Raw genomic sequence first — 16,813 nt, forward strand, 5'->3', positions numbered from 1 at the left:
ATGACCACCGATAAACCGAAACGCGGCGCCATCGCCGGCATCATCCTTGCAGGGGGCCGTTCCAGCCGCATGGGACGTGAAAAGACAGTGATGACGCTTGCCGGCCGGCCAATGATCGCCCATGTAGCCGAGCGCTTCGGGCCGCAGGTCGCAAGCATCGCCATCAATGCCCTGCCCGGCTTTAGCGCGCATCGAAACCTGCCGATCGTTCCCGATACGCTCAAAGATCATCAGGGGCCGCTCGCCGGCATTCTTTCCGGTCTGCGGCATTTTTCCGCGCAAACCGGCTACACCCATATGGCAAGCGTTGCCGGTGACGGCCCGTTTCTACCGCTCGATCTCGTTGGACGTCTGACGACGGCTTGCCCGGATGGCAATACAATCGCCATCGCCGCGTCTGACGGCCACATGCATCCGGTCTATGCGCTCTGGCCGATCTCTGTCGCCGACGATCTCGAAACCTGGCTCGGCAATCCTGACAATCGCCGGGTCAAGGCTTTTTTTGCGCGCCATCCGACTGTAACGGTCGCGTTCGCGCCTGAAACAACGTCTTCGGGGCCGCGCGATCCGTTTTTCAACGTCAATACGCCCGAGGATTTCACACGGGCGCAAACCTATCTGGAGCAATGATGACGCAGCGCATCTTTGGCATTTCCGGCTGGAAGAATTCCGGCAAGACCGGCCTTGCCGTTCGCCTCGTCGCCGAATTCACCCGTCGCGGATATCGCATTTCCACCATCAAGCACGCCCATCATGATTTCGATATCGACAAGGTCGGCGCCGACAGTTTTCGCCATCGCGAGGCCGGCGCGCATGAGGTGACGATCGTGTCCGGCACGCGTTTTGCCATCATGCATGAATTGCGTGGGCAGGCCGAACCCAGCTTTGATGACATCCTTGCCCGTATCGCGCCATGCGATCTGGTGCTGATCGAAGGTTATAAACGCGAGCCTGTGCCCAAGATCGAGGCCCGGCGCCTGGAATCCGCCAATCGCGAACCCCTGGCGCCGAATGATCCACATATCGTCGCCATCGCCGCCGATCACGCCGTGGCAGACAGCACCATCCCGATTTTCGATCTCGACGATACGATGGCGATTGCCGACTTCATCGCAACCACGGTCGACCTGCCGCCAAGGTGAGCGACAGGCCTGCCGCTCAGGTCTGAACCTCAGTTCGTCAACCGGGTCGGCTGCGCGGTCGCCTTCTCGGCGATTTCGGCAAAGGCGCTGACAAGGGAATCGACCGTATTCGGTTCGTAATAATTTGCTTCTGTCGTGGCGCAGGCCTTGAGAAGGTCCTGCCCCCTCGGCGGCGCCATGAATGCGACGGTAAAGACCTTGATGCCCGCCGTCTTTGCCGCTGCGCACTGATCGCGCACGCTCTTGTCGAAAACCGCATCCCAAACGGCGCTGGCGCCGGTCATTTCGCCATCCGTCATCAGCACGATGACACGATCGACAGGATCATTGCCCTTCTTTTTCTGCTCCACGCTTTCGGTATCGGTCTTGGCAGGAGACGCCTTGATATTGTTGATGGCGGTCTGCATCGAAAGCGTCGCATCCGTGCCGCCGACGGCAGTCAGGATGTTGTTGACCTGTCGTCGGGAATCCGTCGTTCCCCAGGCCATGTTGGATTGCGCCACCATGGTCGTGGCATAGGTGATCGCACCGGTCCGGATGAATTTCGGCGTCGGGTCCACCTTGTCGAGCCCATCGAACAGCGCCGTCGCGGCTTCTTTGACGGCGTCGAGTTTGGTCACGTAATAGGTCTGGTAGGCAAGGCAGATGTTGAAAAGCTGCAGCGTGCAACGTGTTCGTTGCGTTGCGGTATTTTGCGCCATGGAGCCGGATGTATCGAGCAGCACTTCCATGGAAAGCCCACGCGGGCCACCGTAACCGCTCACGGTCTTGCTGGCGGCGGAAACATTCACCTCCTGACCGAAGAGCAGGCGCGTCAAAGGTGTCAGCGGCACCGGCACGGACGAATTGACCGCGACGGCGAAGGATTTCCCAGACACACCCTGCGCCGTGGTGGTGATCGACACGGTCGTGCCGGCCTTGATCGCGGCCACGCTTGTCGCGTCGGACGAGCCGGAAAAGCGGCCGGCCACGAAATTCTTGCCGTATTCCGACCCCGTCGAACTGTCGATCTTCTTGTCGGCAAGGCGCGAGGAAACAGCCAGTGCGGCAGCATCGGTCGCGTCCTGCAGCTGCGCCCTCGAAAGCACCATGTTGGTAGCATCGATCGCCATTCCGGCGGTCCCGAGAAGCACCGGAAGGATCAACGCCGTCATGAGGGCAAAATTGCCGTTCTCCTGGCGGATGAACCTGCGGATTGTCTGTTGGAATTGTCGCATGCCGAACATCACTCGAATGGATGGATCGGCCGCATTGTTTCAGCAATCACTTAATTAGTGATAACTTCATCAATTAGAAATGAAAGATATATGCAGTCTACGGAATATATAAAAACATGACGTCGCGCCCCGCATAAGGGCGCGACGTCGCGTCATATCAGACGTTTTCACCGTTTTCCTTGCGCGGGCTTGCCCAGCCCAGCGCATGGTAGAGAACGATCGCGCCGATTGTTGCCGTGCCGATGCCGTCGAGCGTGAAGCCGCCAACATCGAGCTTGAAGTTTCCTGCCCCCAGAACCAGTGCCACACCGACGGTGATCAGGTTGCGCGGCTCGGAGAAGTCGACCTTGTTTTCCACCCAGATACGGCCGGCCGTGGCCGCGATCAGGCCGAACACGACAATCGAAAGACCACCGAGAACCGGACCGGGAATGGTCTGGATCAGCGCGCCGAACTTTGGCGAGAAGCCGAGCAGGATGGCAACGAAGGCCGAGACGAGGAAGACCAGCGTGGAGAAAATGCGGGTGACGGCCATGACGCCCATGTTTTCCGCGTAAGTCGTCATGCCGGTACCGCCGAAGGCGCCCGAAAACATCGTGGCAACGCCGTCACCGATGAAGGCGCGGCCGAGATAGGGGTCGAGATTGCGGCCGGTCATGGCGCCGATCGCCTTGATGTGACCGAGGTTTTCGGCGACCAGAATGACGACGACCGGAGCGATCAGCGTGACCGCTGCAGGCGAAAACACCGGCGCGGTGAAGGTCGGCAGGCCGAACCATGCGGCAGCCGATACGCCCGAGAAATCGATCGGCGCGGCGTAGCCCATGCCGTTCGCCAGCACGAGATAGAGCAGATAGGCGAAGGCGCCGCCGATCAGGATCGGCAGGCGGCGGGTGAGACCCGGCGCATAGACGGCAACAACACCGACGGCGGCAACGGTGGCAATCGCCACCCAGCGCGACAGCTGGCTGCCATCCGGCGATGCCGCACCTGTACCCGATGCACTGGCAATGGCGATCGGCGCCAGTACGAGGCCGATAGCGGCCACGATCGCCCCGGTCAGAACCGGCGGCATCAGCATCTCGATCCAGCGATGGCCTGCCATCATCACGATGATGCCGATCATCGTGTAGAGCGCGCCGGCGGCGATGATGCCGCCCAGCGCCAGGCCAATATTCGGGTTGGGTGCGCCGGCTGCTGCGGCTGTCGCCACCAGAACCGGGCCGATGAAGGCGAAGGAAGAACCGAGATAGCTCGGCACGCGGCCACCGACGGCGATGAAGAAGATCAGCGTCGCAATGCCGGAAAACAGGATCGATACATTCGGGTCAAAGCCCATGATCATCGGCGCAAGTACGGTCGACCCGAACATCGCCACCACATGCTGAAAGCCCAGCACCACCGTCTGGCCGGCCGGCAGACGTTCGTCGGGCAAAATGCGCCCTTCCGTCTTCAGCCGCCAGCGCGGAAAATAACCACCCGTTTCGCTCATGTCAGTGCCCCTCTGTTGGTTCCCGCCAGCCGGCCGGGCGCGCGGTTCGGCCGCGCACCTGTTTTGCATTTCTTGGTCGGAGGCATGGATGCTTAAAAAACTGCGCTTCGCGGATAGGCGATCGGCATCGATCGTCGGTCACATCTATCGGCTCGCAAAAACCTTCGTTACTGCGAACCGAGGCCGCTGTCATCGGTCTTCACAGCTTTCCCACAACAGTCATGACCAAAAATCCAGCAAAACTACTGGCGAAATGCCGCATGCCTCTTAACTGATCATTTGAGGACCACAAACACTCCCGGGAGGAGACCCGCCATGGAAAAGAACAGGATCTGCCTTTGGTATGACAAGCAGGCGGAAGAAGCCGCCCGTTTTTATGCAAGAACCTTTCCCGACAGCAGTGTCGAAAAGATCATTCATGCACCCGGCGATTGTCCCGATGGAAGTCAGGGAGATGTTCTCGTCGTGGAATTCACCGTGCTCGGCATTCCGTGCACGGGCATGAATGGCGGCCCGCATTTCAAGCAGACAGAAGCCTTTTCATTCCAGATCTCGACGGAAGATCAGGCCGAAACCGACCGCTACTGGAACGCCATTGTCGACAATGACGGGCAGACAAGCGAATGCGGCTGGTGCAAGGACAAATGGGGCCTGTCCTGGCAGATCACTCCGCGTATCCTGATGGATGCGTTGAGAGAGGGCGGGCCGGCAGCCAAACGCGCGTTCGATGCGATGATGACGATGAAGAAGATCGATGTTGGAAAGATCGAGGCGGCGGTACGCGGAACCCCGGATTGATCACCCAATTGCCACGGTATTTTGTCTCCATGACGATTACATTACTTCCATTGCCGAGCGGCCGCTGTTCTCTGGAGTTCGCGCCCTCCGACCTCTCGTCGGTGGCGCTGGCGATCGAACGTCTCTACGGGGTACCAGACACGAAACTGCATCCGGCATCCGCCGAATACTGCTTTGGTGGGTGCTCCTTCATCTTCCAGAACGAGTGGGACGATCCCTGCCTGATTTCCTGCGCGGCAGAAGGCACCATAGTTCTTGAAAACCTTTACGCCGCTCTCACTCCATGAGCGACCCACGCCTGCCAGATAGTTTCGGGGCTCAGTTTTCCGTGCGCCTTGTCCCCTCGCGATCGCGCTCATAACGCCTCTTCACTGGAAATTCCGGCAACCAGCTTTCGCGGCGGATCGTCCACAATTCATAAGTCGGCTGAAACCGGTCGATCTCATCGAGCGTGCCGAGATTGACCTCGATCTCATCCCCGCTGCGCCCGAAAACATGCGAACCGCAATTCGGGCAAAAATGCCGGCCCTGATATTCGCGGGTTTCGCCTTCGAGCCGCACGGACGCCTCAGGAAAGATCGCCGAGGCATGAAACAGCGCGCCATGGGTCTTGCGGCAATCGAAACAATGACAAATCCCGACGCGATTGGGCTCTCCCGTGGCGATGATCCTGACATTGCCGCAACGGCAGCCGCCGGTGATGTCGGTCATGATGATGCTCCCTGTTGCGTAAAAGGCAGCAGAATTGCTCCGCAACCCTCATGCAGCCTTCTTCTTCTCGGCCGTCACCACCTTGAATCGGATACGCTGGATACCCTTCTTGGCGATGTTAATCTCGAACGCCTTGGTCTTACGGACCAATTCGCGAAGGTTCTCCGCACCATACGTCCGGGGATTAAAAGCGCGATCCAGGTTGGTGAGTTTCTTGCCCAACTCACTAAGCGGCACCCAGCCGTCCTTGCTTCCTAGCTGGGCGAAGGCCTGAACGATGAGCGGCGTCGCCGCGCTTGGCAACTGAGGGCTTGCAGGTGTGGGAGCGGTTTTCACCTCTTTAATAACGGCCGGCGGCTGCAAGCCTTCCGTATAAATAAACCGCTGGCACGCAAGCCGGAAACTTTCGGGCGTCTTCATTTCGCCAAATCCGAACACATCGAGCCCCTGCTCGCGAATACGCATCGCCAATCGGGTAAAATCGCTGTCGGATGACACAAGGCAAAATCCGTCGATCCCGCCACGGTGCAAAATATCCATCGCATCGATCGCAAGCGCGATGTCACAGGCGTTCTTGCCGGTCGTGTAGGCAAAAACCTGCTGAGGATTGATCGAATGCCTCGCCAGAACATCGACCCACGGCCTGCACTGGCCTGCGGAAAAATCGCCATAGATACGCCGGACCGTTGCATCGCCGAGCTTCGCGATCTCCTTGAACAAACCGTCGACGATCTTCGCCGATGCATTCTCCGCATCGATCAACACGGCAAGTCGACGTGGTCGTATTTCATGCATGCAATCCAGCTCCCCCAAGGCAAATAGACACGACAGCATCAAACAGCAAAACGTAGCCCGCAACCTGTGATCACAATATATCCGCGCGCACGCTTAACAATCCACCCCTCTCTACGCTGCCGACCTATGGAAGATTCATGCCGAACACACCGTCGGCTGAGCACGAAATCATCATTCGCACTTCAAATAGGCAAACACATCCCTTAACCCAGAGAGAATTCGGATTATCATCGCCCATATTCAGCGTGGCGCCGACTGCTCGGAACCGCGCGACATCCTTTTGGAAAGCTTTCGAAAATGCCAACAACACCCGGCACCGCCTCACCCGCTCCATCGAGCCCAAAACCCTTCTACAGCAACTTTGGCTTCCAGGTTCTCGCCGCCATGGTCATCGGCCTCGCGCTCGGCCTTCTTGCGCGTAACATCGGTCCTGATGCCGCCGGCAACCAGAATGCTCTTTCGGTGACGCTGCAGACCATCGGCACGATTTTCGTCCAGCTGTTGCGCGCCCTCGTGCCGCCGCTGATCTTTACCGCCATCGTCGCCTCGATCGCCAATCTGAAGAACGTCAACAACGCTGCCAAGCTGGTCTGGCAGACACTGCTCTGGTTCGCCATCACAGCGCTGATCGCGGTCGTCATCGGCATCGCGCTCGGCCTGATCATCCAGCCGGGCCTCAACAGTGCGGTCACCGAAGCCTCCGCCCGCGCACCGTCCTCTGCCGGCACCTGGCTCGATTTCCTCAAAGGCCTGATCCCAACCAACGTGCTCGGCCTTGAAGCCTCGACCAAGGTGGTGAACGGTGCCGCAACCACCTCGCTGAACTTCAACGTTCTGCAGCTTCTCGTCGTCTCAATCGCCTTTGGCATCGCCGCGCTGAAGGCCGGCAAGGCGGCTGAACCTTTCCTCGCTTTCAACCAGTCGCTTCTCGCCGTCGTGCGCAAGATTTTGTGGTGGGTGATCCGCCTGACGCCGATTGGCACGATCGGCCTGCTTGGCCGCGCTGTCGACCAGTATGGCTGGACGACGCTGGCGCAGCTGACATGGTATGCCGCCGCCGTCTATATCGGCCTCGCCCTCGTCCTCTTCGTCGTTTACCCGGCGCTGCTCCTCGCCCACGGCCTGAAACCCTCGCGATTCTTCGCGGGTGCATGGCCGGCCATCCAGCTGGCCTTCGTATCGCGCTCGTCGATCGGCACCCTGCCGGTCACCGAAACCGTCACCGAAAAGGCGCTCGGTGTGCCACGTGAATATGCGGCCTTTGCCGTACCGCTCGGCGCCACCACCAAGATGGACGGCTGCGCCGCCATCTACCCGGCGATCTCGGCCATCTTCATCGCGCAGTTCTATCAGGTACCGCTTGGGCTCCAGGAATACTTTTTGATCGTCTTCGTGTCCGTTCTCGGTTCAGCCGCAACCGCTGGCCTTACCGGCGCCGTCGTGATGCTAACGCTGACGCTCTCAACGCTCGGCCTGCCGCTCGAAGGCGTCGGCCTTCTGCTTGCCATCGATCCGATCCTCGACATGGGCCGCACCGCGGTCAACGTCGCCGGTCAGGCACTGGTGCCAACCATTGTTGCCAAGCGTGAGGGCATTCTCGATCAGGCGGCCTATGACAACGTCAAGGATATCGACGCGCTCGACGACCGCGAGGTTCAGGCGGCCTGATATCGCCGCGTTCCTCATCGACAACGAAAAAAGCGCTCCCCGGCAACGGGGAGCGCTTTTTCATTCGAGGTTTCCTTGGATGTCAAAGCCCGGATCAAAACATCCCCATCAGCCAGAAATCGATCTGTCCGAATGGCATTGCATTGCCAAGAAAACCGACTAGCGCCGACGCCGCGATCAATAACACTAGCCCCGTCAAGGTTCCGGCCACGATGCCCGCCCGAAAAGTCTTCGGCCGACGTGCGGCAATACTGGCGATGATCAATGACAAAACGGCGAAAAGCACCTGCAGGCTGACCTCTGTCATGGACATGCCCGGCAAGGAAAATTCTCTGATTGGTCAGGCACGCCAACATAGAGCGTTCCGCTACAATTCAATCGGGTCGATCGGGCTTTTCAAAGCTATCGCCGATAACCGAGATCAGTGCTTGACCGGCGCATAGGACGCCATCGCCCAGCCACGTCTACGCGCAAAACCGCGTATTCCATAGACCGCCTGAATGGCAAAAATCCACACAATCAGGAAGAGGCCCGGGTGCAGATCGGGATAAACAGCGCTTGCCACGCGAACACTTGTCCAAGCCGTCACCACTGCCAACACGGTCCAGGAAATCATCGAGATCCAGACGCTGGTTCGGGACATTTTCATCCTCCACAAAAGCCATCAGGTGTCACCAAGGGTAGCGCAATTCCCCCGCCGTTCAAGCGAAAGCCTTATCCTGCAGCCTCAGCCGCAGGATGCCTGCGTCACGCGTCCGGTCGCCGGATCGGTTTCGATCGTCACCCGGTCCTGCCGAAAGTCGCGCGTCACCATATCGCCCGGCCCGATCTGCCGCACGTTTGCCGCGCCTGTCAGGCGCTTGGCCCGCGCATCGCTGGGCTTCTTTTTGCCCACCAGCTTTTTCGCGGCTTCTGCATTGCAGAGCTTTGCCTTGGCTGGCGCGGCAAAGGCCGTAGCCGGGGCGCCTGCTGCAACGGCCAAAACCGCAAACACGGTTACCAAAATCTTCATCGCCATTCTCCACTGCGAACTGCGCCTCAACCTCGGCGATTTGTGTGCCGACATTACGGCAATACCGGCGATTTGCACGCCCCGCCCACCTGCTCCGCTCGTTATGACGTTGCCAGCATTCGCTAATTTTCCTAAGTGAGATCACCTGTTGGAGACTGAAGAATGGCCATGACCAAATTTTCCGGACGATCGCTGAAAGCATTTGTGTGTCTTGCTGCGCTTTTCCCGTGGACGGCGGCGCAGGCCACGCCCATTCTGGTGGTCGATACGGCTAGCCACGAGGTTCTTTATCAGGAGGATGCCGGTGCGCCGTGGTATCCGGCCTCCACCACCAAGCTGATGACCGCGCTGATCACCTTTCAGGCGCTGCGATCAGGCGAGGTCACGCTGAAGACACCCGTCGTCATGACCCGCAACGCCACCAGACAGGCCTTTCTCGAATCCGGCCTGACTTTTGGGCGCACGATGACCCTGGAGGATGCGCTTTACGGTGCTCTCGTCGCATCCGCCAATGATGTCGCGGTCGCGATTGCCGAAAAAGTCGGCGGCGACCTGCCCACCTTCATCCGTCGCATGAATGCGGAGGCGCAGCGGCTCGGCATGACCGGCACGCATTTCGCCAGCCCCAACGGCCTGTTCGACAAGGACAATTACACGACGGCGCGCGACCTCGCCATCCTCGGCATGGAGATCGAGAAGCAGTTTCCGCAATACCGCCAGTTCTTTGCCCCTTCGGCCGTCACCTTCGATGGCAAGGAGGTCAAGTCCAACAACCAGCTGCTGACCCGTTATGCCGGCACGATCGGCATGAAGACCGGTTTTCTCTGTGCCTCCGGCCGCAATTACGTCGGCCTTGCCGAGCGCAACGGCCGACAGGTCATGGTGGTCATGCTGGGCACCACGACGGAACGCGAGCGTAACGAACGCGCGGCGCAATATCTGGATGAGGCATTTGGCGGCCGCCTGCCCTCCATGGGCCGTGTCGAAACCATCGCCAACCGCGCGGACATTTCAGCGCCGGACATGCGTGTAAAACTCTGCACGCCGGCAAGTGCCGCTTATGAAACCGAGCGCAATGCCATGTATCCGATGGGCCTTCCCGGCCACGAAAGCTTTCTGAAAGACGAAATTCCCGGCATCACCCACGCGATCAGCACGTGGGCAACCGAAAATGTCGCGGACGTGCCTTTGCCAAAGCCACGCCCTCAGGAATTCCAGTAGGTAATCCGGAAGAAATCAATCGTCGGGCAGGAATTGCGGATTCCACACGACTTCCCAGACATGCCCGTCGGGATCGCTGAAATAACCGGCATAACCGCCGTAAAACGTATCCTGCGCGGTTTTGACAATGCGGGCACCGGCCTTTTCGGCTGCCGCCATCACCGCATCCACCTCTTTACGCTCATGGACATTGTGCCCGATCGTCATGGCAGTCGGGCTTACCGGCCCGGCCGGCAGTCCGGTATCATGGGCAATATCGGCCAGCGCCCACAAAGCCAGTTTCAGCCCGCCAGCGAGATCGAAAAAGGCGACGGCGCCATGTTCGAACTCGCGGCCGACAATGCCCTCGGTCGGCAGACCAAGACCATCACGATAAAAGACGAGGGATTTTTCAAGATCGGAGACGCCAAGCGTCACCACGGAAATACGCGGTTTCATAAGCCAAAACCCTTTCTATCGACGCCTGCCCGATGCGGGCGCCCTGATAGTCTTGGGCCGTCACCGCAGTGACGGAAGGACCTCCAGCCTGGAGGGGCCGGGCCAACCTTCCCGAACCTAACCTGTTTCAGACACGATAAAGGTAGGGATCTGCAGGCCGGGGGTCAAGCCAACCCGGTCCATCACGCCACCAGTTCCGCCGAGGAAACGACATGCACACCCGGCCGCGCTGCAATCGCCTGTTCCAGCAGAGCCTTGGCGATAACAGGCGCCGGATTGATCCGCCACGCTTTCGGCAAGACCGGCCCGAGGGTCTTCAGAACCACTTCGGCAACACCCTCGCCGCTGCGCCGTTCGGCACGTTCGCCGCCGATCAGTCCCGGCCGCACGAAACATAACGAGCGAAAGCCGACCGTTTTCAGATCCTGCTCCAGCTTGCCTTTGACGCGATTATAGAAAAACATTGATTGCGGATTGGCGCCGAGCGCAGAATTGAGCACATAGACCTGCGCGCCACGCCGATGCATGAACTGCGCAACGGTGAGCGGATAATCATGATCCACCCGTTCTAAGGCAGCCTGCGAGCCCGCCGCCTTGATCGTCGTGCCAAGCGTGCAGATCACCGCGTCGCCCTGCCAGAAAGGCTCATCGCCCGTCATTTGCTCGAGATTACAGACCGGCGCTTCCAGCTTGGGATGCGGCACAAGGGTTGTGCGACCCGGCGCCACCACGCGGGCGACCCGGGGATCGGCCAGCGCCAGTGCCAGTACATGGCTGCCGACAAGCCCGCTTGCCCCCACCAAAAGAAGTTTCATCGCGCCCCTCCGATCCAGCCAACCTTGTTCAAGGTGGGCAAGCATACCACCCCGCGCGCTACGCGGGATAGTCGCAGCGAAATAGGACAATCCCGCTCGCTCCCCTGCCCATCGGGTTTCCCGCGCCTATATCCTTCCCATGACGGAACCGGCACCATACCCATGACGCCACAGGCACGACCATTCCTGCACCGCACGGCCCTGACCGCGTCGGTCCGCATCCTCATCGCCGCCTCCCTGACACTCCTTCTGGCAAAGGCCCCCGCCATGTCGCAGATGAATGCCGAAACCCTGTTCGATGCCGCCAGTAGCGGCGACACCGGAGACATCACGCGGTTGCTTGAGGAAGGTGCGCCACTCGACGGACGCAACGAACACGGCCAGACCGCCCTTCTCGTCGCCACCCACGCCAATCGCATCGAGGCGGCAAAGGTGCTGATCGAGGCGGGCGCAGACGTCAACGCCAAGGATGAGATCGACGATAGCCCCTATCTCTACGCCGGTGCGCGCGGCCATCTGGAAATTCTGAAACTGACCCTGTCACACGGCGCGGATCTCAAAAGCACCAACCGTTATGGCGGCACCGCCCTCATTCCGGCTTCCGAGCGCGGCCATGTAGAAACGGTAAAAACGCTGATCGAGGCGGGCGTGGATGTCGATCATGTCAACAGGCTCGGCTGGACAGCCCTTCTGGAAGCGATCATCCTCAGCGACGGCGGCCCGCGCCATCAGGACATCGTCAAACTGCTGCTCGATGCCGGCGCTAGCCGTGACATTGCCGACAAGGACGGCGTGACGCCACTGGAGCATGCACGGACGCGAGGGTATGGGGAGATCGTGGCGTTGCTGGAGGCAGCCGGGCAGCGTTAGAGCGGTTTTCCAGCCTGCCAGTCACGACGCTCCAGTTCATACCGTACCTCGCCCTCCTCCGTGCCGGGGATCGGATCGTCGAAAACGGGAAAATCGGTAGCAACATGCGTCATGCCAAGCTTTTCCATCACCCGTCGCGAGCCGAGGTTCACTGCCATGGTGCCCGCAAAAATCGTCTCATAACCGGCTTGCCCAAAACCCCAGTCGACAAGAGCGCCAGCACCTTCGGTGGCCAATCCTTGCCACCATCCGTCGCGCTTTAACCGGTAGCCGAGTTCGGCCAGAACCGGCGCTTCCGGATAGAGGCAGAACCAGCCGACAAAAGCCTCGTCATCCTTGCGACGAGCAGTCCACACGTAGGATTCGTTGCCGCGCGGCATCAGAAACGAAACATCCTGCGATCCGACCGCGTTGTGATCCACCGCCCCACGATGCAGAAAACGCATCACCTCGGCATCGCGTTCAAGGCCGATGAAGTCGGCAGCGTCACCCGGCTGACAGGGAGCGAGCACCAGGCGTCGGGTTTGCAATGTGATCATGCCGAAATCCTCAGCAAGGCAGGCCACCGTCTCATCTTACCTGGATGTGAATATGGTCGTCATGACGGGCCGCGCGGCAGCCCTGAAAACGGATCGTCTCCCCACTCGCAGCCAGCGCATTTCTAAGATGCGGCTCGACAAAGATCTTTTCCAGCCCAAACTGTTTAGCCCCCACGGTGGAAAGCCATTGCAGGGCAAAGCCCGTGCGCTGTTCCTCTATCCGGTAGGAAGGAAAAAACGGCTGCAGCCAGTCGAAATTCCATCGCGTCGTGATGATGTCCTTGCGCCCTTCGCAAGGTTGTTCGTCACCTGCTCGCGGCTGTTCGAAGGCAAAATAACCGATCGGCGAGCGCGTCACCCCATCAACAAAATACCCGTCCGCATCCTTGTAATAGAAGGCGATATCCAGCTTGCGGCCATCCGCATGGGAAAGATGCGGCAGAAGCGGAAAACCGTCGATGAACGGAAAATTGCCGTCCAGCACCACGGTCGTCGTTCCCGGAAATTTTTCGTCCATGTCTTCGGACAATGCCGCGACCAGATCACGCATCCGTGGCGTCACGTAATTGCGGTTCAAGGCACAATAGAGCGCTGACCGCACCATCATCTTGTCACCCTCTCCGGCAAAACACGAAAGCGGAACCCGACCGAAGGCAGGCGCAGCCATGTTCGCCAGAAATGTTGCGGCAGCATAGAATAACAGGAAGACCAGTATCCTTGCCGAAAACCGCGACATGCCCATGACACGCGTTGCGAACAGCGAGAGCAGGTAAGCCATGCCGCCGATCTGGGTGAGAATGGTCAGGACGACAAAGATGAAGCACCGAAAGAAAAGTCGGAAGAAATGCATGTATGCTTTTCCTGATCGCCACATGTGCGTGATACGCCTCTAACCTGCTCGATGGTTGCGGACAATCCGCGAGATCAAGACTGACAGCACTGCGGGTACGACATCCTATTGGCGCGAGCCTGCCCGTCCGATCACATCCACCCGCTGGCAACTTCCGGTCGCCGGAATGATTTCGAGCTTTTCCCCTACTCGAAATTTTTCGCTGGGCCGGCCGATTCTGAATGGGTGCCGGCACGCATGGCTTTGCCCATCCGCTGCAATCCGGGTGAAGCTCAGGAGGCCGAATGTGAAAACATGCCTTTCGCCCTCACCGTATTGTGCCTCGTCCCAGACGGCCTCGATCGTCGCAACCGTCCGGTCAAAACTTTGCAGCCTCCAGAGATAAAGACCGCCGATCAGACCGAAAATGACCAACGCAGCCAGAAGACCGATTGCCTGCAGCCTGCGCATCTGCGCCATCACGGTGGCGTCTCTCGGAAAAACGGAATTCATGGCGGCTCCGCAATCATGGTTTCATCCGTTACCAACATGCCATCGGACGATTGCCGATTGCTTTCGCGATCCGCTCTTGCCGCCACAAATTTCACATCCTAAACCGTCTCCACGATATTTTGAGGAGCCGCTGCCATGTTCGAGACCGCCGCAATCGAAACCGAAGACAAGCCGGAATTCTATCGTCAGCTCACCCAGCAGCTGGCTGCCCTTCTCGAAAGCGAGCGGGATTTTATCGCCAATGCCGCCAACACGTCAGCACTGATTTTCCAGATGATGCCTGACCTCAACTGGGCCGGCTTCTACCTGATGAAGGAAGGCGAACTCGTGCTCGGCCCGTTTCAGGGCAAGACCGCCTGCGTGCGCATTCCGGTCGGTCGCGGCGTCTGTGGTGCAGCGGTCGAAAAACGCCAGTCCGTGCTTGTCGAGGATGTCCACGCCTTTCCCGGCCACATCGCCTGCGATGCCGCTTCGCGTTCGGAACTGGTCGTGCCGATTTTTCGCGGTGACGAAGTCATCGGCGTTATCGATCTCGACAGCCCGATTGCGTCGCGGTTCGATGGCGACGATCAGGCCGGCATCGAACGTGTCGCCGAAATTTTCCTGACCGCGAGCGCATAAGCTTCAGCCACTCACGCCTTCACATAGACCCATGCGAGAATGCCGGATTTGAGCGCGACCTCGATCCGCTTGTAATCGGACACTTCATAAGCGTCGGCGGCGGCAAGTTCCGCCGGCGTGATTCGAAACACCTTACCAGTCACTTCATCGGCGGGATTGCCGGAGGGCACGACGACCGGGTGGAACCGTTCGCCGCTTTTGGCCAGCACATCCGGATCGGTGATCTCGAGCATCTCCTTGGCGAACCCCGGCATGGCATCGTCAGTGCCGTCCAGCAGCCGTCCGAACGAGGATTTTTGCACCTCCGGATATTGCAGCGTCCCGTAGGAAAACAGAAAAACGGTCTCGTCCATGCCAGATCCCTCTCAGTCAATCGTGCGCCAGACATATGCAATCCAAAGCCTGACCGCCACAGGCATGAGCGAAGAAGCGCAGGACGCGCAAACATTCTGCCTTCGCATCATCCGTGATTTCTACGGCATCGAATACAACAGCGACTGGCACGCGGATCTCGACAGTCTCACCGGCAGCGCCGAAAGCGGCTGGTATTCGTCGCAGAATGGTGGCGGTTTTCGCATCGTCCGCGACGAGGTGGGAAACATCATCGCCACGGGCGGCCTCTATAATCTCGCGCGCAAGCCCGGCACGTCTGCCCGTCTTGCAGGCCGTTATGGCGACCGAAAAATCTGCCAGATCGCCCGCGTCTACCTCGATCCTGCCATCCGCGGCAAGGGTCTCGGCAGCCGTATCGTCTCGGAACTGGAAGCGGATGCACGCGCTCTTGGTTATGACATCGCTTACCTGCATGCCGATGCGCAGACGCCGGCCACGCTGTCCTTCTGGGCCAGCCGTGGTTACCGGGAATTCGGCCGGTTTTCCTATCCTTCGCCGTCAGGCGGGATGGATACGTCGGTCGATTTCGACAAGGTACTGTCGCGTTCGACCTGAAGACGCGGCACTAAACACCTATCGGACCATAGGTGCGATACAGGCTGGATGACAAGGACATCAACGCACTTTACCTCATGCCCCCCGGCAAGCTGGTTCTGCCTGATCACGGCGAACTGGCTCGTGCCATCCTGCACCGTGGCGAAGGACTAAAACCTCTTCCGTCTCGACCTGCATCCGTCAAAGGTCGCAAAGCGCCTTTATCCGGGCGAACTGTTTGCCGGCATTTTTCAGATCAAACGACGCGGACGCGCCCTGCGGCGCGGAAAATTTCAGTGTCTCGGAGGCCGCGAGAATCTTGACGAGCACCGCCTTTGCAGTGTCGCCCTCAAGAAAAAGTTTGTTCGGGATCGCCTGCATTTTCAAATTCTGCCGGTCGCCATCGATCTCCATTTCGACCGGCAGCATTCCGCTCCAGGTCACGTCCTGACCGAAATCGACCGCGAACCCCAAATCGCGCTTTGCCGGATCGACATCACAGAGCGCCATGGCGACCACTGGCGTGCCGTCGCCCCTGTATTTCTCAATCACCAGGTGATGCATGGCATTGCCACCGATCTTGAAATTCTCCAAAACGTCAATCTCCGTCTCTGCCTCCTTGCCCGTCGCCGGCCCCTTACCCGTCAGCAAACGTTGCAATTCCTCCTGTGTCGGCAGCGGATCATTCGCTGTCCGGAGTGGTGCTTCCTCCTGCGTCACCCTACCCAGCAGCGAACTGCCGTCAAAATTGAGGATGACCGTCTCCCAATCGTCGTAGAGGTCATCGTAGGCGGCGAGGTCGAAAGGTGCGGCTTTCTTGATCGCGCGGACGGCGACGGCGGCAAATTCCGGGAAAAGCGGGTCGTCCGACACAGTCTCCACGACCGGCTCGGCAACCAGAGAACCGTCACGCTTGAGATTGAATCGAACACGCACAATAGGCTGGGATGCCGGCACCTCAAGAACAAGCCAGTGGCGCACGACGGCCTTGAAAATCAACGCGCCGAGTTCTTGCTGGCGTTCTTCCGCGCTTTGCTCCTGCTGCGCAGCAATGCCATCCTCTGCCTCCGCTGTCGCAACCTGCCCGCCGTAAAACAGCGCGGCCAACAAGACTGCGCGCGTCAGCCCCTTCAATGTTGCAACCGAAATCATATCAAGCCCCCGCTATGTCATTTCGAGACCTGATCTAGCGCCGGCCCCTCTCC

Annotated in this window: 23 protein-coding genes; 9 read left to right on the plus strand and 14 right to left on the minus strand. The window is 59.4% G+C overall.

Translation table 11 applies throughout. The features are described 5' to 3' along the window. Window positions 1–630, plus strand: coding sequence for a molybdenum cofactor guanylyltransferase MobA (gene mobA, locus GAO09_RS05525; RefSeq protein WP_153353047.1), 630 nt, complete (start codon window positions 1–3; stop codon window positions 628–630). Continuing rightward, the gene (gene mobB / locus GAO09_RS05530; RefSeq protein WP_153353048.1) at window positions 627–1,142 is read left to right on the plus strand and encodes a molybdopterin-guanine dinucleotide biosynthesis protein B; all 516 of its coding nucleotides are present in this window, start codon (window positions 627–629) and stop codon (window positions 1,140–1,142) included. Before mobA ends, mobB begins: the two co-directional genes overlap by 4 nt. 29 nt (window positions 1,143–1,171) lie before the next feature. On the opposite strand, the gene GAO09_RS05535 is transcribed toward mobB, so the two are convergent. Both GAO09_RS05535 and GAO09_RS05540 read right to left on the minus strand, forming a co-directional pair. Continuing rightward, window positions 1,172–2,359, minus strand: coding sequence for a vWA domain-containing protein (locus GAO09_RS05535; RefSeq protein ID WP_209018617.1), 1,188 nt, complete (start codon window positions 2,357–2,359; stop codon window positions 1,172–1,174). 157 nt (window positions 2,360–2,516) lie between these two features. Then, a complete protein-coding gene (locus GAO09_RS05540; RefSeq protein ID WP_153353050.1) occupies window positions 2,517–3,851 on the minus strand; it encodes a solute carrier family 23 protein in 1,335 nt (444 codons plus the stop codon). 315 nt (window positions 3,852–4,166) lie between these two features. Between GAO09_RS05540 and GAO09_RS05545 the strand changes: the two genes are divergently transcribed. Both GAO09_RS05545 and GAO09_RS05550 read left to right on the plus strand, forming a co-directional pair. Beyond that, a complete protein-coding gene (locus tag GAO09_RS05545; protein ID WP_153353051.1) occupies window positions 4,167–4,649 on the plus strand; it encodes a VOC family protein in 483 nt (160 codons plus the stop codon). A gap of 29 nt (window positions 4,650–4,678) precedes the next feature. Then, complete coding sequence (locus GAO09_RS05550) at window positions 4,679–4,936, plus strand: hypothetical protein (protein ID WP_153353052.1); 258 nt, start codon at window positions 4,679–4,681, stop codon at window positions 4,934–4,936. Window positions 4,937–4,967: 31 nt separating this feature from the next. Here GAO09_RS05550 and GAO09_RS05555 read toward each other — a convergent pair whose 3' ends face one another. Continuing rightward, window positions 4,968–5,360, minus strand: coding sequence for a GFA family protein (locus GAO09_RS05555; protein ID WP_153353053.1), 393 nt, complete (start codon window positions 5,358–5,360; stop codon window positions 4,968–4,970). 48 nt (window positions 5,361–5,408) lie between these two features. After that, the gene (locus GAO09_RS05560; protein ID WP_153353054.1) at window positions 5,409–6,155 is read right to left on the minus strand and encodes an NYN domain-containing protein; all 747 of its coding nucleotides are present in this window, start codon (window positions 6,153–6,155) and stop codon (window positions 5,409–5,411) included. Window positions 6,156–6,452: 297 nt separating this feature from the next. Here GAO09_RS05560 and GAO09_RS05565 point away from each other — a divergent pair, with 297 nt between their 5' ends. Next, window positions 6,453–7,823 (plus strand): dicarboxylate/amino acid:cation symporter, encoded by a 1,371-nt coding sequence (locus tag GAO09_RS05565; RefSeq protein ID WP_153353055.1) that lies wholly within the window; start codon window positions 6,453–6,455, stop codon window positions 7,821–7,823. 94 nt (window positions 7,824–7,917) lie between these two features. Here the strand turns inward: GAO09_RS05565 and GAO09_RS05570 are convergent, their stop codons facing one another. The 3 genes from GAO09_RS05570 to GAO09_RS05580 form a co-directional block, all read right to left on the minus strand. Continuing rightward, on the minus strand, window positions 7,918–8,130 hold the full coding sequence (locus GAO09_RS05570) for a hypothetical protein (RefSeq protein ID WP_235937944.1): 213 nt from the start codon (window positions 8,128–8,130) through the stop codon (window positions 7,918–7,920). A gap of 114 nt (window positions 8,131–8,244) precedes the next feature. Further along, window positions 8,245–8,466, minus strand: coding sequence for a hypothetical protein (locus GAO09_RS05575; protein WP_153353056.1), 222 nt, complete (start codon window positions 8,464–8,466; stop codon window positions 8,245–8,247). A gap of 84 nt (window positions 8,467–8,550) precedes the next feature. Continuing rightward, window positions 8,551–8,835, minus strand: a complete 285-nt coding sequence (locus tag GAO09_RS05580; RefSeq protein ID WP_235937945.1) for an I78 family peptidase inhibitor — start codon at window positions 8,833–8,835, stop codon at window positions 8,551–8,553. A 162-nt stretch (window positions 8,836–8,997) separates the two neighbouring features. Between GAO09_RS05580 and GAO09_RS05585 the strand changes: the two genes are divergently transcribed. Then, the gene (locus GAO09_RS05585) at window positions 8,998–10,056 is read left to right on the plus strand and encodes a D-alanyl-D-alanine carboxypeptidase family protein (protein WP_153353058.1); all 1,059 of its coding nucleotides are present in this window, start codon (window positions 8,998–9,000) and stop codon (window positions 10,054–10,056) included. A gap of 15 nt (window positions 10,057–10,071) precedes the next feature. Here the strand turns inward: GAO09_RS05585 and GAO09_RS05590 are convergent, their stop codons facing one another. Continuing rightward, window positions 10,072–10,494 carry a VOC family protein gene (locus GAO09_RS05590; protein WP_153353059.1) on the minus strand — a complete coding sequence of 141 codons (423 nt, stop codon included), beginning with the start codon at window positions 10,492–10,494 and terminating at the stop codon, window positions 10,072–10,074. Between the two features lie 182 nt (window positions 10,495–10,676). Continuing rightward, window positions 10,677–11,309, minus strand: coding sequence for a Rossmann-fold NAD(P)-binding domain-containing protein (locus GAO09_RS05595; protein ID WP_153353060.1), 633 nt, complete (start codon window positions 11,307–11,309; stop codon window positions 10,677–10,679). A gap of 162 nt (window positions 11,310–11,471) precedes the next feature. On the opposite strand from GAO09_RS05595, the gene GAO09_RS05600 reads away from it, so the two are divergent. Next, window positions 11,472–12,179 carry an ankyrin repeat domain-containing protein gene (locus GAO09_RS05600; protein WP_153353061.1) on the plus strand — a complete coding sequence of 236 codons (708 nt, stop codon included), beginning with the start codon at window positions 11,472–11,474 and terminating at the stop codon, window positions 12,177–12,179. Here GAO09_RS05600 and GAO09_RS05605 read toward each other — a convergent pair. The 3 genes from GAO09_RS05605 to GAO09_RS05615 all read right to left on the minus strand — a co-directional run bounded on the left by GAO09_RS05605 (window position 12,176) and on the right by GAO09_RS05615 (window position 14,060). Then, window positions 12,176–12,718 (minus strand): GNAT family N-acetyltransferase, encoded by a 543-nt coding sequence (locus tag GAO09_RS05605; protein WP_153353062.1) that lies wholly within the window; start codon window positions 12,716–12,718, stop codon window positions 12,176–12,178. The two genes, GAO09_RS05600 and GAO09_RS05605, sit on opposite strands and share 4 nt — an antisense overlap. 31 nt (window positions 12,719–12,749) lie before the next feature. Beyond that, a complete protein-coding gene (locus GAO09_RS05610; protein WP_153353063.1) occupies window positions 12,750–13,568 on the minus strand; it encodes a hypothetical protein in 819 nt (272 codons plus the stop codon). Between the two features lie 105 nt (window positions 13,569–13,673). Further along, complete coding sequence (locus GAO09_RS05615) at window positions 13,674–14,060, minus strand: hypothetical protein (protein WP_235937946.1); 387 nt, start codon at window positions 14,058–14,060, stop codon at window positions 13,674–13,676. Between the two features lie 135 nt (window positions 14,061–14,195). Between GAO09_RS05615 and GAO09_RS05620 the strand changes: the two genes are divergently transcribed. Then, on the plus strand, window positions 14,196–14,681 hold the full coding sequence (locus tag GAO09_RS05620) for a GAF domain-containing protein (protein ID WP_153353064.1): 486 nt from the start codon (window positions 14,196–14,198) through the stop codon (window positions 14,679–14,681). An 11-nt stretch (window positions 14,682–14,692) separates the two neighbouring features. Here GAO09_RS05620 and GAO09_RS05625 read toward each other — a convergent pair whose 3' ends face one another. Beyond that, window positions 14,693–15,034, minus strand: a complete 342-nt coding sequence (locus GAO09_RS05625; RefSeq protein ID WP_153353065.1) for a gamma-glutamylcyclotransferase family protein — start codon at window positions 15,032–15,034, stop codon at window positions 14,693–14,695. A 22-nt stretch (window positions 15,035–15,056) separates the two neighbouring features. On the opposite strand from GAO09_RS05625, the gene GAO09_RS05630 reads away from it, so the two are divergent. Next, complete coding sequence (locus GAO09_RS05630) at window positions 15,057–15,629, plus strand: GNAT family N-acetyltransferase (protein ID WP_209018618.1); 573 nt, start codon at window positions 15,057–15,059, stop codon at window positions 15,627–15,629. Between the two features lie 180 nt (window positions 15,630–15,809). On the opposite strand, the gene GAO09_RS05635 is transcribed toward GAO09_RS05630, so the two are convergent. Next, window positions 15,810–16,760 carry a cell envelope integrity TolA family protein gene (locus GAO09_RS05635; RefSeq protein WP_153353067.1) on the minus strand — a complete coding sequence of 317 codons (951 nt, stop codon included), beginning with the start codon at window positions 16,758–16,760 and terminating at the stop codon, window positions 15,810–15,812. Window positions 16,761–16,813: the final 53 nt, after the last annotated feature.

The sequence above is a fragment of the Endobacterium cereale genome, assembly GCF_009617585.1.
Lineage (GTDB): Bacteria > Pseudomonadota > Alphaproteobacteria > Rhizobiales > Rhizobiaceae > Neorhizobium > Neorhizobium cereale.

What these genes read in the sequence shown, in the direction of transcription:
- mobA (WP_153353047.1), top strand. Translation starts at nt 1, where the DNA reads ATGACCACCGATAAACCGAAACGCGGCGCCATCGCCGGCATCATCCTT.
- mobB (WP_153353048.1), top strand. Translation starts at nt 627, where the DNA reads ATGATGACGCAGCGCATCTTTGGCATTTCCGGCTGGAAGAATTCCGGC.
- GAO09_RS05535 (WP_209018617.1), bottom strand. Translation starts at nt 2,359, where the DNA reads ATGCGACAATTCCAACAGACAATCCGCAGGTTCATCCGCCAGGAGAAC.
- GAO09_RS05540 (WP_153353050.1), bottom strand. Translation starts at nt 3,851, where the DNA reads ATGAGCGAAACGGGTGGTTATTTTCCGCGCTGGCGGCTGAAGACGGAA.
- GAO09_RS05545 (WP_153353051.1), top strand. Translation starts at nt 4,167, where the DNA reads ATGGAAAAGAACAGGATCTGCCTTTGGTATGACAAGCAGGCGGAAGAA.
- GAO09_RS05550 (WP_153353052.1), top strand. Translation starts at nt 4,679, where the DNA reads ATGACGATTACATTACTTCCATTGCCGAGCGGCCGCTGTTCTCTGGAG.
- GAO09_RS05555 (WP_153353053.1), bottom strand. Translation starts at nt 5,360, where the DNA reads ATGACCGACATCACCGGCGGCTGCCGTTGCGGCAATGTCAGGATCATC.
- GAO09_RS05560 (WP_153353054.1), bottom strand. Translation starts at nt 6,155, where the DNA reads ATGCATGAAATACGACCACGTCGACTTGCCGTGTTGATCGATGCGGAG.
- GAO09_RS05565 (WP_153353055.1), top strand. Translation starts at nt 6,453, where the DNA reads ATGCCAACAACACCCGGCACCGCCTCACCCGCTCCATCGAGCCCAAAA.
- GAO09_RS05570 (WP_235937944.1), bottom strand. Translation starts at nt 8,130, where the DNA reads ATGACAGAGGTCAGCCTGCAGGTGCTTTTCGCCGTTTTGTCATTGATC.
- GAO09_RS05575 (WP_153353056.1), bottom strand. Translation starts at nt 8,466, where the DNA reads ATGTCCCGAACCAGCGTCTGGATCTCGATGATTTCCTGGACCGTGTTG.
- GAO09_RS05580 (WP_235937945.1), bottom strand. Translation starts at nt 8,835, where the DNA reads ATGAAGATTTTGGTAACCGTGTTTGCGGTTTTGGCCGTTGCAGCAGGC.
- GAO09_RS05585 (WP_153353058.1), top strand. Translation starts at nt 8,998, where the DNA reads ATGGCCATGACCAAATTTTCCGGACGATCGCTGAAAGCATTTGTGTGT.
- GAO09_RS05590 (WP_153353059.1), bottom strand. Translation starts at nt 10,494, where the DNA reads ATGAAACCGCGTATTTCCGTGGTGACGCTTGGCGTCTCCGATCTTGAA.
- GAO09_RS05595 (WP_153353060.1), bottom strand. Translation starts at nt 11,309, where the DNA reads ATGAAACTTCTTTTGGTGGGGGCAAGCGGGCTTGTCGGCAGCCATGTA.
- GAO09_RS05600 (WP_153353061.1), top strand. Translation starts at nt 11,472, where the DNA reads ATGACGCCACAGGCACGACCATTCCTGCACCGCACGGCCCTGACCGCG.
- GAO09_RS05605 (WP_153353062.1), bottom strand. Translation starts at nt 12,718, where the DNA reads ATGATCACATTGCAAACCCGACGCCTGGTGCTCGCTCCCTGTCAGCCG.
- GAO09_RS05610 (WP_153353063.1), bottom strand. Translation starts at nt 13,568, where the DNA reads ATGCATTTCTTCCGACTTTTCTTTCGGTGCTTCATCTTTGTCGTCCTG.
- GAO09_RS05615 (WP_235937946.1), bottom strand. Translation starts at nt 14,060, where the DNA reads ATGAATTCCGTTTTTCCGAGAGACGCCACCGTGATGGCGCAGATGCGC.
- GAO09_RS05620 (WP_153353064.1), top strand. Translation starts at nt 14,196, where the DNA reads ATGTTCGAGACCGCCGCAATCGAAACCGAAGACAAGCCGGAATTCTAT.
- GAO09_RS05625 (WP_153353065.1), bottom strand. Translation starts at nt 15,034, where the DNA reads ATGGACGAGACCGTTTTTCTGTTTTCCTACGGGACGCTGCAATATCCG.
- GAO09_RS05635 (WP_153353067.1), bottom strand. Translation starts at nt 16,760, where the DNA reads ATGATTTCGGTTGCAACATTGAAGGGGCTGACGCGCGCAGTCTTGTTG.